This is a genomic window from Aneurinibacillus tyrosinisolvens (assembly GCF_001015055.1).
Taxonomy (GTDB): Bacteria; Bacillota; Bacilli; order Aneurinibacillales; family Aneurinibacillaceae; genus Aneurinibacillus_A; species Aneurinibacillus_A tyrosinisolvens.
In genome coordinates, this window is sequence record NZ_BBWZ01000006.1 from 106,608 (window position 1) to 120,827 (window position 14,220).

Annotated in this window: 13 protein-coding genes and 1 pseudogene; 7 read left to right on the forward strand and 7 right to left on the reverse strand. The window is 42.5% G+C overall.

The window, feature by feature from the left end; translation table 11 throughout:
* Window positions 1-32 precede the first annotated feature (32 nt).
* Window positions 33-1,250, forward strand: a complete 1,218-nt coding sequence (locus MBEAL2_RS07880; protein WP_082129817.1) for a benzoate/H(+) symporter BenE family transporter — start codon at window positions 33-35, stop codon at window positions 1,248-1,250.
* A gap of 115 nt (window positions 1,251-1,365) precedes the next feature.
* On the opposite strand, the gene MBEAL2_RS07885 is transcribed toward MBEAL2_RS07880, so the two are convergent.
* Together MBEAL2_RS07885 and recQ are read right to left on the reverse strand one after the other, a co-directional pair.
* Complete coding sequence (locus tag MBEAL2_RS07885; protein ID WP_047151772.1) at window positions 1,366-1,668, reverse strand: hypothetical protein; 303 nt, start codon at window positions 1,666-1,668, stop codon at window positions 1,366-1,368.
* Between the two features lie 104 nt (window positions 1,669-1,772).
* Window positions 1,773-3,555: pseudogene (recQ, locus tag MBEAL2_RS07890) on the reverse strand (DNA helicase RecQ).
* 347 nt (window positions 3,556-3,902) lie between these two features.
* Here recQ and MBEAL2_RS07895 point away from each other — a divergent pair.
* Genes MBEAL2_RS07895 through MBEAL2_RS07905 form a run of 3 tightly spaced genes read left to right on the forward strand, consistent with a single transcriptional unit; the run spans window position 3,903 to window position 6,474 of the window.
* Window positions 3,903-4,700, forward strand: coding sequence for a PAS domain S-box protein (locus MBEAL2_RS07895; RefSeq protein ID WP_236692719.1), 798 nt, complete (start codon window positions 3,903-3,905; stop codon window positions 4,698-4,700).
* Window positions 4,701-4,750: 50 nt separating this feature from the next.
* Window positions 4,751-5,566: an STAS domain-containing protein gene (locus tag MBEAL2_RS07900; protein ID WP_047151773.1), complete on the forward strand. Its 816-nt coding sequence runs from the start codon at window positions 4,751-4,753 to the stop codon at window positions 5,564-5,566.
* 56 nt (window positions 5,567-5,622) lie between these two features.
* A complete protein-coding gene (locus MBEAL2_RS07905; protein WP_047151774.1) occupies window positions 5,623-6,474 on the forward strand; it encodes an STAS domain-containing protein in 852 nt (283 codons plus the stop codon).
* On the opposite strand, the gene MBEAL2_RS07910 is transcribed toward MBEAL2_RS07905, so the two are convergent.
* Window positions 6,448-7,191, reverse strand: a complete 744-nt coding sequence (locus MBEAL2_RS07910) for a uracil-DNA glycosylase family protein (protein ID WP_052947565.1) — start codon at window positions 7,189-7,191, stop codon at window positions 6,448-6,450. The two genes, MBEAL2_RS07905 and MBEAL2_RS07910, sit on opposite strands and share 27 nt — an antisense overlap.
* Before the next feature lie 224 nt (window positions 7,192-7,415).
* Window positions 7,416-8,315, reverse strand: a complete 900-nt coding sequence (locus MBEAL2_RS07915) for a phosphatidylinositol-specific phospholipase C/glycerophosphodiester phosphodiesterase family protein (RefSeq protein WP_052947566.1) — start codon at window positions 8,313-8,315, stop codon at window positions 7,416-7,418.
* Between the two features lie 220 nt (window positions 8,316-8,535).
* Between MBEAL2_RS07915 and MBEAL2_RS07920 the strand changes: the two genes are divergently transcribed.
* The gene (locus MBEAL2_RS07920; protein WP_052947567.1) at window positions 8,536-9,405 is read left to right on the forward strand and encodes a patatin-like phospholipase family protein; all 870 of its coding nucleotides are present in this window, start codon (window positions 8,536-8,538) and stop codon (window positions 9,403-9,405) included.
* 12 nt (window positions 9,406-9,417) lie between these two features.
* Here the strand turns inward: MBEAL2_RS07920 and MBEAL2_RS33510 are convergent, their stop codons facing one another.
* The 3 genes from MBEAL2_RS33510 to MBEAL2_RS07930 are packed head-to-tail and all read right to left on the reverse strand — an operon-like array spanning window position 9,418 to window position 11,122.
* Window positions 9,418-9,900 carry a lysophospholipid acyltransferase family protein gene (locus MBEAL2_RS33510; protein ID WP_161798189.1) on the reverse strand — a complete coding sequence of 161 codons (483 nt, stop codon included), beginning with the start codon at window positions 9,898-9,900 and terminating at the stop codon, window positions 9,418-9,420.
* Window positions 9,897-10,325, reverse strand: a complete 429-nt coding sequence (locus tag MBEAL2_RS33515) for a hypothetical protein (RefSeq protein WP_052947569.1) — start codon at window positions 10,323-10,325, stop codon at window positions 9,897-9,899. Before MBEAL2_RS33515 ends, MBEAL2_RS33510 begins: the two co-directional genes overlap by 4 nt.
* A 14-nt stretch (window positions 10,326-10,339) precedes the next feature.
* Entirely contained in the window at window positions 10,340-11,122 is a 783-nt protein-coding gene (locus tag MBEAL2_RS07930) for a GNAT family N-acetyltransferase (protein WP_236692720.1), read from the reverse strand.
* Window positions 11,123-11,395: 273 nt separating this feature from the next.
* Here MBEAL2_RS07930 and MBEAL2_RS07935 point away from each other — a divergent pair, with 273 nt between their 5' ends.
* The gene (locus MBEAL2_RS07935; RefSeq protein ID WP_052947570.1) at window positions 11,396-12,988 is read left to right on the forward strand and encodes a phosphodiester glycosidase family protein; all 1,593 of its coding nucleotides are present in this window, start codon (window positions 11,396-11,398) and stop codon (window positions 12,986-12,988) included.
* A 98-nt stretch (window positions 12,989-13,086) separates the two neighbouring features.
* Window positions 13,087-14,196 carry a cysteine desulfurase family protein gene (locus tag MBEAL2_RS07940; protein ID WP_047151776.1) on the forward strand — a complete coding sequence of 370 codons (1,110 nt, stop codon included), beginning with the start codon at window positions 13,087-13,089 and terminating at the stop codon, window positions 14,194-14,196.
* Window positions 14,197-14,220 lie beyond the last annotated feature (24 nt).

Below are 14,220 nucleotides of genomic sequence, written 5' to 3' on the forward strand. Positions count from 1 at the left end.
AATAGATAACACAGTAGACAGGAGTGCAAAAGATGGAATTACCCAAAGAAACCGAAGTCCTCGAGGGTGTGATACCACGCGGGAATTGGGTCAGCAGTCTGTTCTCGGATGCGACGGCACAGAACGTGGCAACCGGGCTTATTTCCGCCACCTTAATTATGACGGGTCCGGCGATTATTCTTTTGGAAGCAGCGGCTAATGGGGGGTTTACGAATCAGCAGACGATCAATTGGATGTTTGCGGTTTATTTTTTTGGTGGATTGTTTGGAATTCTGATGGCCCTGCGGTACCGTATGCCGATTACAGGGGGCCATTCTTTAACAGGAGTGGCTTTTTTGGTTACGGTTACAGCACAGTTTACCTATCCCCAGCTAGTCGGTGGATATCTCATGTCAGGGCTGCTCATTTTTCTTATTGGCATCTCCGGCCTCTTTACGAAAATTATCAAGTGGGTTCCGAGAGAAGTGATTTCCGCGATGCTGGCCGGGCTGGTGGCCGGCTATGTGGTTCGGCTCGTCCCATCTGTAAAGGAAATGCCGATTGTTGGAGGAGCAGCGCTGATCAGTTATTTTATCCTCATGAAATTTAGCAAGCGAATACCGCCTGTACTGGGGGCTGTCGTTGTCGCAATTCTCGCGTTGTTGGGGACACAGGGGCTGGAAATGAAGGGGATGGGCAATGCTTATTTGTTTCCAACTTTGCAGGCGCCGGAATTCACCTGGAAAGGGCTGCTAACCCTGGCTGTTCCCCTGGCAATGCTGATTCTAAGCAACGATGTGGCGCCCGGGGTTGGTGCACTGCAAAGTACCGGCTATAAACCGCCCATTCGCAACATCGTTTCTGTAAGCGGTATTTTTTCCGTCATTACTAGTTTCTTCGGCGGACAATGTGCCAATATCGCCGGGATGATGACAGCTATTTGCTCTGGCACGGATTCCGGACCGAAGTCACAACGGTATGTTGCTGCTGTCGTATCGGGAATAGCGATGGTGGGATTCGGAGTTTTTGCCTGGAAAATCGTTCCATTCATTCAAGCTCTGCCACAGGCATTCATTTCGATGTTGGCCGGATTTGCACTTGTTGGGGTTCTTCTATCAAACTTGCAATTGGGTTTTGCCGGGAAAAAGTATTCATTGAGTTCGTTAACGGCGTTTATTGTTGCTTTGTCTAACGTATCTTTGTTCCACGTTAGTGCTCCAGTATGGGCACTCCTATTTGGCGCAGTCATCGCAAGGACACTGGAAAAATAACTCTCCGAAAGAAGGTTTTTTGGAGCGATTAAGCCCTTGATCCTAAAACTCCAATTTTAGTATCTCTTTTCATGAAAAAAGGGGCGGGCAGCTTATAGCCCACCCGCCCTCTTCCTTATTCTACATCCGGATCTTCCTCATACTCTTCCGGCAGCAATGCCATAAAGAGATACTGCTCTTCCTGTTCTTCGGTAAGAATCCACATTGCCTCAGGAATGTTCACTGAAAGTGTACCACATACATTTCCGTTTTCGTCCTTAATGGCACACCCCTCATCTGTAGATTCAACCGCAAGCCAATAATACTTATCCGGATCTGTCTCAAATATTTCCGTTGCCTTGCTAATAATCGCCTCTATCGCGTCGGAGTCAAACGTATCATCAACTTTTGGGGTCATGAGGTATTCAATTGGCTTCATGCGATCACTCCGTTTCTTTTCGTTAGTATCTCTAACTATTTTGTTTCTTTTTCCATGTTTTATGCAAAATCAAACCAGCAACGGCAGCATCCGGCATGGTTAGTTTAAACAAGTGCATGTTCTTCCGCATATTTTTGCAGCAGTTCCAAAAACGGCTGCCCGTAATTTTTCATCTTCGCTTCCCCGACACCTTTAATGGCCAGCATCGAAGACTCGTCCGTCGGACAGTATTCGCTCATCTCGCGAAGGGTGCTGTCTGGAAATATAATATAAGGCGGCACATTGTCCCGCTGGGATAATTCCTTGCGCAGCTGGCGAAGCTGCTCAAACAGAGCGTTATCCTCCACAATTTTTTGCTGCTTCTTACGCACCTTCTGGAAAACTTTTTCTTCTCCCTTTAAAACACGAACGGCACGTGGCGCAAGTTTTACAACCGGATACTGGCCGCCTGTTAATGTGAGATACCCTTCGGCAATGAGAACATTAATCCGATCGGTTATCTCCTTATCTGTGTACTGGCGAAGCAGGCCGTACGTTGGCAGATTTTCAAAGCCAAACTGGAGTATTCTTTTGTTTTTTAAACCGCGCAGCACCTGGGCAACAAGGGACATACCAAAACGTTCTTTCATACGCCAAATACAGGAGAAGATTTTCTGGGCGTCGACCGTAATATCGCTTTCTTCCCGGTCATCCGTACAGTTGCTGCAGCGGCCGCATTCCTCGGTTGATTCCTCCCCGAAATATTTCAGGATATAATTGCGCACACATTGGGTCGTATGGGCATAATCGACCATGGCCTGCAGTTTTCGATACTCATTTGTTTTTCGTTCCTCTGTAAGGAAGGACTGCTCGATGAGGAATTTCTGCATCAGAATGTCCTGCGGATTAAATAGCATGATGCACTCACTCGGTTCCCCATCGCGCCCGGCCCGCCCGGCCTCCTGGTAGTAAGCCTCCATGTTCTTCGGCATATTGTAGTGGATTACATAGCGTACATTTGATTTGTCGATCCCCATGCCAAATGCGTTGCTGGCGACCATAATCCGGATATCATCATAGAGGAACTCATCTTGATTTCGCGCTCGTTCTTTATCTGACAAACCCGCATGGTAGCGGCCTGCTTTGTATCCTTTTTTATTTAGAAACTCATAGACACTGTCCACTTCTTTACGCGTTGCAGCATAAATAATCCCTGCCTGATCCTTGTTTGCTTCCACGTAATGGAGAATGAAGTCTTTTTTTATTTTCCCCGCGCAGAATCGTAAAAGATAGGTTGGGCCGGTCAAATCCGCGTATATATACATTCGGGGTGCGAAGAGAAAGTAATTTTACGATATCTGTACTGACTTCCGGTGTAGCTGTAGCAGTAAACGCTGAAAGAACCGGACGGCTGGAAAGTTTCTCAAGCAGGGGAGCGATCGATAAATAGCTTGTCCTAAAATCATGCCCCCACTGAGAGATACAGTGGGCTTCATCAACCGCCACCATCGATACCTCAAGTGATTGAAGCAGGGAGAAGAACTCCTCAGACTCCAGGCGCTCCGGCGCAATATACAACAGCTTGTACTTTCCAAGCCGCGCCTCGTTAATCCGCTTCTCTACTTGTTTATACGTTAACGAACTATTGATGTAAGTCGAAGGAATTCCAAGACTATCGAGAGCATCTACCTGATCTTTCATTAAAGAAATAAGGGGGGAGATTACAAGCGTCGTTCCCGGTAACAGGAGGGCGGGTATTTGATAGCAGATGGACTTTCCACCGCCGGTCGGCATAATCCCCAGGGTGTCCTGCCCTTCAAGTACGCTTTTAATAATCGTATCCTGGCCTTCTCTAAAATCATCGTATCCATAATATTTTTTTAACAGCTCTTTTGCTTGTTCATACATCGAACCCCATCTCCTTTGGAACCCCAAATTAGAAAGGTTGCCGAGAATGTCTCGACAACCTGAAGAACTATCATTAGATGTTTCTTTGTTTTCTGTCGTTGGAATTTATCGCTTTTATTATAACATAAAAAAGGAAATATACGTTCGTTTTTAATCCTGGCCATTTATATAAATCTTTTAACCAGCATATCATCTTTCTTTAAGAGGTTTTAAACCAGAACTTTTAGGGTAAATAGAATAGTTGTTTTAGGTTAGTTGTGACCAAAAGTAACTTTTGTTTTGCAGTACAATAGTACGGTCAATCATTTTTTTATATAGCCTAAACTTTTGGTAAGGAAGTGGGAAACATGATGGGAAACACTTCAGATGAAGCGTATGAATCATTAATCAAAAGGGAAAGAATGTATCGTCAAATCGTTGAATCTTCCGCAGAAACGATTATCATGCACACTGATTATAAAGTATTGTATATCAATGAATCAGGCGCCAAATTTTTAAGAGCTGCTAAGGAAGATATCATTGGTGCATGTGTGCTGGATATTTTTCAAGAAGACTGTAAAGCGGTAATTAAAGAAAGAATACAGAAGAGTATAGTAGAAAATGAACCGGGTGAACTCATCGAACAAACAATATTCAGACTGGATGGCACACTTGTTGATGTAGAAATGAATTGTAATCCTATTATGTTTGATGATAAAAAAGCAGTTCAATCTGTTCTTAGAGATATAACACAGCGTAAAGAAACCGAGAGAACACTCAAAAAAGCATTACAAGAAATTAGCATATTATCTGCGCCCCTCGTACCTGTTATTGAAGGAATCGCTGTGCTTCCACTGGTAGGTTCTATCGATTCGTATCGGGCGAAATACCTTTTAGACGATATTCCTTCAAAAATAAAGGAACAGAGCGTTGCGTGTTTAATTATTGATTTTTCAGGCATCTATACGCTCGATACAATGGTTACCGATTATTTGTTTAAAATTAATGACGTCCTTCATTTGCTTGGTGTTCGTTCCATTATAACGGGAATAAGACCTGAGCTTGCTCAAATCGCCGTCCAGCTTGGAGTTGATTTGTCCTCAGTCCCAACATTTGCGACTGTAAAGCAAGCATTGCATTATCTGGGTGTTGAAAAATCAGGCTGAGTTATTTGTTATAATTAATTACTATATAACTAAATGTATGGAGGAGAGCGATGAGTTTGATTTCTAAAGTTGCTAATTACCTGATTGAAGATGCAAAACCTCTAGCTGTTGAAATCGTTGAAGGTGTTCTTCAAAGAATGAACCTAGAAATTCCTGAGTGGGAGAAAAAACAAGCAGTCATTATGTATATTGAATTTATAGAGTTCCTGGGGAAATCCATCACTAGCGATGAAGAGGGAGTGCCGGAGGACCTTATTGCATGGAGTAAAAAGAATGGAGAACGCGAGGCATCTTTAGGCGGCAGAATTTCAGATATTATTGTTCGTTATCCGCCTACTCGAATCGTCTTTACTGAACGCATGACCGAAATAGGTCTGGAGCATGGACTTTCTACGAAAGAAGTCACCTTTATTAACAAGCGGATCAACTGCATGCTGGATACAAGTATTAATGAAACCATCTTTGCATTTGAGCGACTTAAAGATAAAATTATTAAAGAGACTCAAAAGGAAATGGCTGAATTATCAGCACCCGTTGTACCGATTCAAGATGGAATTGCGGTTCTCCCGCTGATCGGTTCCATTGATTCTTACAGGGCTAATTACATTTTAGAGAAGGTCGTGCCAAAGGTTGCCGAATTAGAGATTGAATGCCTTATTATTGATTTTTCCGGCATCCAAATGATTGATACAGCTGTCACCAATCATTTGTTTAAAATCCATAACGTTCTTCGTTTGTTGGGGATTAAGGCGATTGCGACAGGCTTGCGTCCTGAAATAGCCCAGACTGTGATTAGCGGAGGAATCGATTTCTCATCCATCAAAACCTATGCTAATGTTAAGCAGGCAATCGAAAGTATGGAGTAACATGAAACAGAAATAAACGGGGCATAATTAATCAACTAAACTTTCGGAGGAAAAAAATGGAGAACGAACTGCAGTTTCTGGGGGAAAAAATCTTAGAAAGAAGATATGAAATTGCGAAAAGAGTGCACGAAAACAGGTTAGCAGCGGCAAGTGAAGAGGAAAAGCAGCAAATCGCCCATGTAGAAGAAGATATCATAAAAATTCGGGCTGGTTTCATTGGTTTATTTGGGGAAACACTAAAAGAGAAATTAGATGATGAGAAAGCTTTTGAAAAGATTTTGAGCTGGGGCAAGGAGACAGGGGAATTTATTTATCATTTAGGGATTCCTTTAGATGAAGCCTTACTTGATACGAGTTTTTATCGAACGTTTATATGGAAAGCCATACACGAAGAAGTAAACGAACAGAATATATCAGTTGATACTGTATTTGAAGTGCTATCTGTTATCGATCCTCTCCTGGATAAGGCTGTTTATTCTTTTAGTTTAACGTATGTTCATTTCCATCAAGCCACCCTTGAAAAAGCGAACCGTGCCTTTTTTGAATTATCGGTACCGGTTGTTCCTCTTACAAAAGGAGTGGCTATCCTGCCTTTGATCGGAAACGTAGATACAGAAAGAGCCAAGTTGTTAATGGAGGAGACGTTGAAAGAAGCAGCTAACCGAAAGTTATCTCATCTTATATTGGACTTATCAGGTGTACTGATTGTGGATACGATGGTAGCGGATCAGCTTTTTAAAATTATTAGCGCCTTGACACTTGTTGGTGTAAAAACGATACTAACAGGGATTCGTCCCGGAGTTGCTCAGACGATGGTGAGTCTTGGATTGGATTTTAATGATTTAACGATAAAAGCAAACCTACAGCAAGCTTTAAGTGATTTACATAAGGTAGAGAAGATTTTTTAATAGCATAGTTTTTAACTCGGGCTTTGCCTTTTCGTATTGTTTTTTCCTGTGGCGGTTCGCTCCTGAAGGGTGTGGGAATCCAAGGAGGCATTGTTCCTTCTTGACCATTCCCTGCTCGATGAGGAGCTCTAAGGCTGAAGTGACTAAACTTCCAAGTGGGATGATGAGTGCATCTTTAATCGCCTTGATTTCCTCACTGAATATTTCTACTGCAAATTGCCGGAGGATTGGTGTTTTTAAAAGGTTTGGGCTATGCCCGGTGTAATTTTTGCTATGAATGAATACAGGGTAGCGGATGACAGAGGTTGCGTCCAATAAGTGAATATTATCATGAAAAAGCGATTGGCTATTCTCTATAGTAAAGATTGCTGGCAGGCCTAAGTCATCAAGCATTTCACAGAGATTCTTCCTCGTGCTGCCAACAAATGCTGCCTGTTGTTTGGCAAGCTTGCAAGCTTGTTCAAATGATAATCCCCTTGAAAGTGCTGCTCTAACTTGCCGAAAGGAGATCTCCATTTCATTCCAGCCGGGTGTAATGCCTACAATGACAACTTTTGCCGTTTCATTCGTGTAGTCAAACGGTGCATAATAGATTTCCAATCCATTGTTTTTATATAGAAGAAAATCTTCGGTTAAAAGGTCACCTTTGGTTAGTTTAACGTTGTGGGGGAGTGCAGAGATGAGCTCCGCAGGGTTGCTAATATTTATATGCAGCATGGATTATTCCCTTCTTGTCAGTAGCACTTTAGTTTACTCTCGCTTAAATAGGGTGACAGATCATTGTATTTAGCTAATATCTAGAAATTATAATTTCCCTATCGTGGGTATACATACCCTTTCCATGCCAAAGCATATTATTCATTTAATAAACAAAGGACTATACACCCAACTTCTTTTCCTAAAAGCAGTCTGGGTAAGCATAGTCCTTCGTTGTTTGGTCTTTAGTTATTCGTTTCCCAGGTAATTTGAGGTTCGGACGGCTTCGGGTCATGTTTCATCAGGAACTGTTGTAAGCCTGCCAAATCATCCGTATTAATCATATCGACGCCAGCCCGCAAAAGTTCATTCCACACAGCTTCTCGTTCAGGAGAAGGGGTGTCAGGAGTAGCCCAAAAACGTACCTTTTGACCATTAGCATGAGCGGTTGAAACGATTTGATACAGCTTCTCCTGTTCCTCTTTCGGTATTTCTCCTTTACCCATCCATGTAAATTGCTTAGTCCAGTTATCACTGATGAGGGGGATAAACTCGTTCGAAGCTTTTGACCCGAGATCACTCATACGTCCATCATAAGCTGCATAACGAACAGCCTGTTTCTCCATCACGGTACCCGCACGGTTCCCTGAAACAATAACGGTAATTGCGCCGGGTTTCACCCCTGAAGGTGCGAACCTGGTCAGCATATTTTGATACTGGCGAAGTTGCTCGTGTAGAACCCGATAGGTAGAATCAGCCTCTGACTTAACATCAATCAATAGGGTAATATCATGCTCATAGTTTGGATAAACCGCTCCGTGATTATCTTTGACCCTTTGCTTCAACGGGTCAAGATAAAGAGATTTTAATGTACGTCCCGGACGTAAATCTTTTATATCATGGGCAACCAGCAGTTCTCCGTTGACAAGCCAGATGTCAGCTTCAACACTTGTAAATCCATGTTCCAGGGCATCCAATAATGGACGGGTGTGCTCATAATCATTATGAGCATGAGTCCTTGCAAGAGGTAAAACCGATTCCTGCTTAGAAGGCTTCAAATTCTCTTGGTCAGCAGCAAAAACATTGGCAAAAGGCGTCATACATGCAGTAAAAACTAAGGTCAAGGCCAGCAACCATTTTTTCATCCATTCTTCACCTCTGAACTAGATTTTGTTAGTGATAAACCTTTCGACTATCATGTTATAAATAAATCACTGAATTTCAAAGGTGAAATCGAAAAGAATTACAAACGATAATAAATATTTTACGGTTTCTTAATACAATACTTTTATTTTTTGCTAAAGAATAATTAACGTATTCTTAACCAATAATTGAAAGAAATAGCAATGGATTGGGGTGAACAAAGTGGAGAAAATCGGAGTTGCACTTGGTGGAGGAGGAATTGTAGGCTGCTCCCATTTGGGTATTTTGCAGGCGCTCGTAGAAGAAGGGATACCGATTCATTGTCTTACAGGAAGCAGTTCAGGAGCAATTGTGGCTGCCCTTTATGCTTATGGGTATTCACCAGAACAGCTAATTAACATTATCCCCTCCATTACCAAACGATATATCGATATTGATTATTTTACTTTTTTAAAGAAATTAGTACTGCGAAAGGGAGTTGTTCAAGGTTTAATTAAAGGAAATAAAATTCATAATTTCATTGCAGAAAAAACAAAAAATGCTCGGTTGTCTCAATTACAATTGCCAGCAGCTTTTTTATCTGCAGATTTAGGCCAGGCCAGGCAAGTCATTTTTGCTTCCCGTTCACTCGGCACCTCAAATTCCGAATCGGATGTCATCACCGACGCTATGGTTGCTGATGCAGTACAAGCCAGCTTTTCCATTCCTGTCCTTTTTCAGCCTGTTCTTTATCAAAATCGGGTGCTTGTAGACGGAGGAATTATAGATAACTGCCCGGTTGAGACTGCTAAAGCACTTGGAGCGGATAAAGTAATCGCCATCGATCTTGTATTTGTCAATCCAGTTACCACATCGTTTCCTTCGATGATTTCTGTCCTATCACGCGTTGTAAGTATGAATCTTGCTCTACAGGGAAAACAAGTGATAAAAAACGCGGATATCATTTTGAAGCCTGATGTAGAAACCGTCGGTGTACTTGATTTCTCACGTATGATGGAATGTATTGAATGTGGATATATTTATACAAAAAAGAGAATAGGTGAAATAAAAAAAGCCCTGGAATCGGCTTCTACTACCGTTTCCAGGGCTTAAATATGGTGGGTGTTATATAGAGCAAATCTCCGTTTTATCCCACCTCTCATCCAGGTTAAACCAGTAGAACCACTGGCCAGGCACTTGACAAATCATTTCCTCCAGCACACCATTTAATTTATCTGTTGCTTTTCTGCGCTGGTCGGGTCTTACTTCTTTATACAGAAAAAGCGGGGGATGGAAAACCAATCGATGCTTAAATCCCTTCTCACGATAGCCATAAAAAGGAACGATGGGAACACGTTTTTCCAGCGCTAGTACAACAGCGCCGTTTGGACTATGTGTTGGCCTTCCGAAAAACGTAGCGGTTGGAAAGGAAGGTCGAAAAAAATCTCCCAACAGAAACAGTACTCCTCCTTCTTCTAAATGTTCCCGTATGCTCCTTATAAGTTTGATAGGGGGAGTAGAATCATAGTCGAGCCCTCTGCATCCCAATTGCTCAAATAAGAGGTAAATCGGTCGAAGTTCCCTGCTTTCTGCTGTTGCAATTGTCAAACAAGGGTATTTTTTGAAAGATACCAGTAGTAATAAAAGAAATTTCCAATATGAGGAGAGAACACAATAGCGCCTCGTCCATGCTGCAGAGCTTCGTCAAGAAAGCCGTCTCCTTCCACTTTAAATCTGCCCTTTTGTAAGCCTTCAAGAAATCGATAATCAATCATAATTTCATATAAAACAATGATAAGATTGCGGAAATAATCTCTGCATGTCTGGCCGATAGAAAGCACGCTTTTTTCATGAAGAAGTTCTCTCATGTGCAGTGTGATTTGTTTTCTAACGCTTCGCATACAGCTATAAATTAGTAAGCCTATCAGTGACAAAATGATAAGCAGGAGAGGACGCGGCAAATATTTGCATAGTTTATTAATCGCAAGTAGAAGCCGATCATTTTTTGTGACTTTTTCAATCCAACTGTACATACTTTTCTCCCTTATTATTTATTCGCTAAAAAATGCCTTTTGTATCTTTTAGAAATTTTAAGAGGGTCAAGTATCATGAAAAAATCGGTAGTTTGAAATATCGGATCAAAAGCAGGCTCTCCGCCTATTTCAGCGCCAAGCCAGTAGTATCCTTTCATAAGTGGAGGGAGTTTGCGAATCATATCATTTGGAGAGAACTCAAGGTCGAGGATTTGAAGCTGGTCAATCCGATGAGTAGCAAGGGGGGAAATTCCAAATCGATTGCTAATCAATCCTGTTTTGATAAGCATGGTATACATGTTATTAAGTGCTTGAATATCAGTCACATGTAAGCTGGCGCAACCAATTACATACCGAATATCACGCTGTTTAATGTAGTCTGCAATCCCTTCCCAGAGCATTTGGATGACCCTTCCGTTTCGGTGTTCCGGAGCGGTGCAGCTTCTCCCAAGCTCGAGGGTAAACATTCTGTGTTCTTGTAAGCTGGCCAGGTCAAATTCCGTTTCTGAATAAAATCCAGCCGTTTCTGATGTTCTATCCCCTGGTAATAAACGGTACGTTCCAACGATTTTGTCAGTCTCTAGATCCTTTACAATGACATGATCGCAAAAGTTATCATATCTGTCCTGTTCCATTTTTGATTCATTCATCATAGAGAGGTTTCCAGCCTCTTCAACAAATACCTGATAACGCAGTTGTAATGCCTGTTCTATTTCTTCCCAACAGTTTGCCAGTTTCACGATAAGTGAAGAACACTGCGGCTTTACCTTCCCAGCAGATTGAACCATTTTCTTCATCCCTTCTTTGATGAGATTAGTTAAGTGAAAAATGGATGTATTACACAGTTACGCACAGAATAGCACCAAAGTATAAATATTTCGCCAATTATTGGTGAAATACTGTAAATTTTGTGTAATAAATTTGGAGGCTTTTCCTTTAAGGAAGAGAGTAACCTTTACCATATTTAAAAACTATCCTAACGTTATATTTAAATAAAAATGATAAGATGTTTCTGATATTTGATAGGTAACCTCATACAAAGGGTTATCAAAAAAGGAGGTAGCTTGTAAATGAATCAACATAAGCCAAAATTTTTCCGCAATGTTTTTTCGTTATCTGTAGCTGCTGTGATGGCTTTGACGCCTGTAGTATTTCCTGTGATTTCCCCGAATGTTGGACAAGCGTCAACAATCGCGCATCAATCCCTTCCGCTAGGTCAATCCTCTCTTAAAGAAACGCGGGAGAGAACGGAACTTGCAGCTGGACTTACCTATACACATATTGTCCGTGGGACTCAATCGGAAAAAGACGTCTACATCGTGGATGCTGCCTTTCTTAAAACTCGTAAAGAAGCAGAAACCATGGCAAAGCATTTGAAATCTGACGGGTATAATCCGAAAGTGGAAGTAATTTCGAAACGTGCTTCTAACGATCCAGAACACGGCCCGCTCGGCTATCTTGTTCGTCTCGGATTTTTTAAATCGGAAAGCGATGCGAACAAGCTGCGCGATGAACTTAAAGGTAAAGGATACCAGAATCCGCGCGTCGTGTATTCCGGGGAAGATGGTGGAAAGACAACTGGGCCCTGGGTTGTGAATGTACTTGAAGTGAACCCCAAACAATTTAAGGGGAAAATTAGTTCTGAACTCGGTACCAAGATTATACCGGAGAGAGAGAAAGTAAGCAGCATGGCAGCTAGAACGAATGCTCTTGCAGCTATAAACGGTGGTTATTTCGTAATGGGGCCAAGTGATGGGACGGAAGGGGACCTTGCAGGTGTTTCCATGATTGAGGGGAATCTCATAAGCGAAGCGGTAAACGGTCGGACAAGCCTTATTCTATCCGGCTCACAAAAAGCTGCCCGTATTGCCTCGGTTGAGACACACTTATCTGCACTTGCTTTAGATGGGGCAAAGCGGGAGGTTGACGGTTTAAACAGAAAACCGGGTCTGATTCGGGGAGGAGGCGGTATTGGTGACACGCCAACAGATAAACCAAAGCACGATTTCACATGTACTGATCCAGGCGAACTCATTCAATTCACCTCTAGATTTGGCCAAACGAGTGATCCCGGGGAAGGGGTGGAGGTTGTACTGGATTCGAGAGGAAAGGTAACTGACTTCCGTGACCATCGTGGCGGCTCCATTCCAGGCAACGGTTCGGTGCTGGCCGGGACGGGGGATGCAGCTGAGTGGCTGCGTACTCATGCTCATGTAGGAACGGAGATTAATGTAAATACAGATATTTTAGCAGACGGGTCGCCCCTTCAAGTAGACAAAACAACGGGAATCGTGAATGGGGGTCCGCGTTTACTTGGTGGCGGTAGAATAAATATTACAGCAATGTCGGAAGGTTTCCATTGGCCGGAGAACCCGGAGTTCTTCTACAGATTCGGTGAGCGCCGGAATCCTCGGACACTTGCTGGTGTGAAAGCAGATGGAACCATTCTTCTCGTAACGGTGGACGGTCGTCATCCAGGCTATAGCGTCGGGGCAAGCTTTGAGGAGAGCGCGGGGATTATGAAATCTCTCGGAGCAACGGATGCTGTGAATCTAGACGGTGGTGGTTCTACAACAATGACCGTTGGATCAAAACTGATAACCCATCCATCAGATTCAACTGGTGAGCGTCCTGTCGGTGATGCAATGTTATTTTTACCTTAATTAAACTTGTCTAAGGAGGCTGTCTCATAGCGATGAGGCAGCCTCTTTAGGTATAATCAACTAAGGAGCGTTTATTTCATTGGGAAGAGGTGTGAATCGTGATTTATTTAGATTATAATGCGACTACCCCTATCGATAAGGAAGTAGCAGATGCTATGATTCCTTTTATTTATGATTATTATGGGAATCCATCAAGCAGCCACGCAGCAGGACAAAAGGTGAAAACATCAATTGAATCAGCAAGGCAGCAAGTCGCAGCATTTCTGAATTGTGAATCAGCGGAAATTATTTTTACAGGCGGCGGAAGTGAATCCAATAATACGGTAATTAAGGGAGTAGCCCATTCTTACAAACAAAAAGGAAATCATATCATTACTTCAAAAATTGAGCATCCGGCCGTTTTACATCCATGCCAATTTCTTGAACAGCTTGGTTATGAAGTGACGTATCTTCCGGTTGACCAGCATGGTTTGGTCAATCCCGATGATGTCGCACGCAGCCTTACAGATAAAACGATTTTAGTAACTGTCATGCACTCCAATAATGAAACAGGTACGATTCAACCGATAAGAGAAATAGCGGAGATATGCCGCAAGAATGATGTGCTATTTCATACGGATGCTTCCCAGTCAGCCGGAAAAATTCCTTTAGATGTGAAAGAACTTGATGTAGACTTCTTGACCATTGCAGGGCACAAATTATACGCGCCGAAAGGGATTGGTGCTCTGTATATAAGGAAAGGCATCCAGATTGAACCGTTGATTCATGGGGCAGGGCACGAGAGTGGAAGACGTGCCGGAACGGAAAACACAGCCTTTATTATTGCTTTGGGCAAAGCGTGCGAGGTTGCTTCTAAGACCGCCACAATGGATCAAGTAAAACAATTGACAGATTACTTTTACCATCAGCTTGCTGATATATTTGGTAAACGTATCGTACTAAATGGACACCCAGAAAAGCGGCTCCCCAACACGCTTAATATCAGTTTTCTTGGAACTTCTGGCCATGAAATTTTAGAAGCTCTTGATGATGTTGCGGCATCTACCGGATCAGCTTGTCACTCCGGGCAAACTTCACTATCTCCTGTTCTAAAAGCGATGGGTGTAAAGGAAGAGATTGGACGTGGAGCAATACGTTTTAGTCTTGGAAAATATACTACAAAGGCAGAGATTGAGGAACTAGTAAGGAAATTGAAAAAGATTATATAAATTGTAAACTAAAATAGTTGTGCC

Coding starts and splice junctions, on each gene's coding strand:
- MBEAL2_RS33515 (WP_052947569.1), bottom strand. CDS start 10,325: ATGTACAGTTGGATTGAAAAAGTCACAAAAAATGATCGGCTTCTACTT.
- MBEAL2_RS07885 (WP_047151772.1), bottom strand. CDS start 1,668: ATGAAGCCAATTGAATACCTCATGACCCCAAAAGTTGATGATACGTTT.
- MBEAL2_RS07895 (WP_236692719.1), top strand. CDS start 3,903: ATGATGGGAAACACTTCAGATGAAGCGTATGAATCATTAATCAAAAGG.
- MBEAL2_RS07905 (WP_047151774.1), top strand. CDS start 5,623: ATGGAGAACGAACTGCAGTTTCTGGGGGAAAAAATCTTAGAAAGAAGA.
- MBEAL2_RS07935 (WP_052947570.1), top strand. CDS start 11,396: ATGAATCAACATAAGCCAAAATTTTTCCGCAATGTTTTTTCGTTATCT.
- MBEAL2_RS07910 (WP_052947565.1), bottom strand. CDS start 7,191: ATGCTGCATATAAATATTAGCAACCCTGCGGAGCTCATCTCTGCACTC.
- MBEAL2_RS07900 (WP_047151773.1), top strand. CDS start 4,751: ATGAGTTTGATTTCTAAAGTTGCTAATTACCTGATTGAAGATGCAAAA.
- MBEAL2_RS07930 (WP_236692720.1), bottom strand. CDS start 11,122: ATGAAGAAAATGGTTCAATCTGCTGGGAAGGTAAAGCCGCAGTGTTCT.
- MBEAL2_RS07915 (WP_052947566.1), bottom strand. CDS start 8,315: ATGAAAAAATGGTTGCTGGCCTTGACCTTAGTTTTTACTGCATGTATG.
- MBEAL2_RS07880 (WP_082129817.1), top strand. CDS start 33: ATGGAATTACCCAAAGAAACCGAAGTCCTCGAGGGTGTGATACCACGC.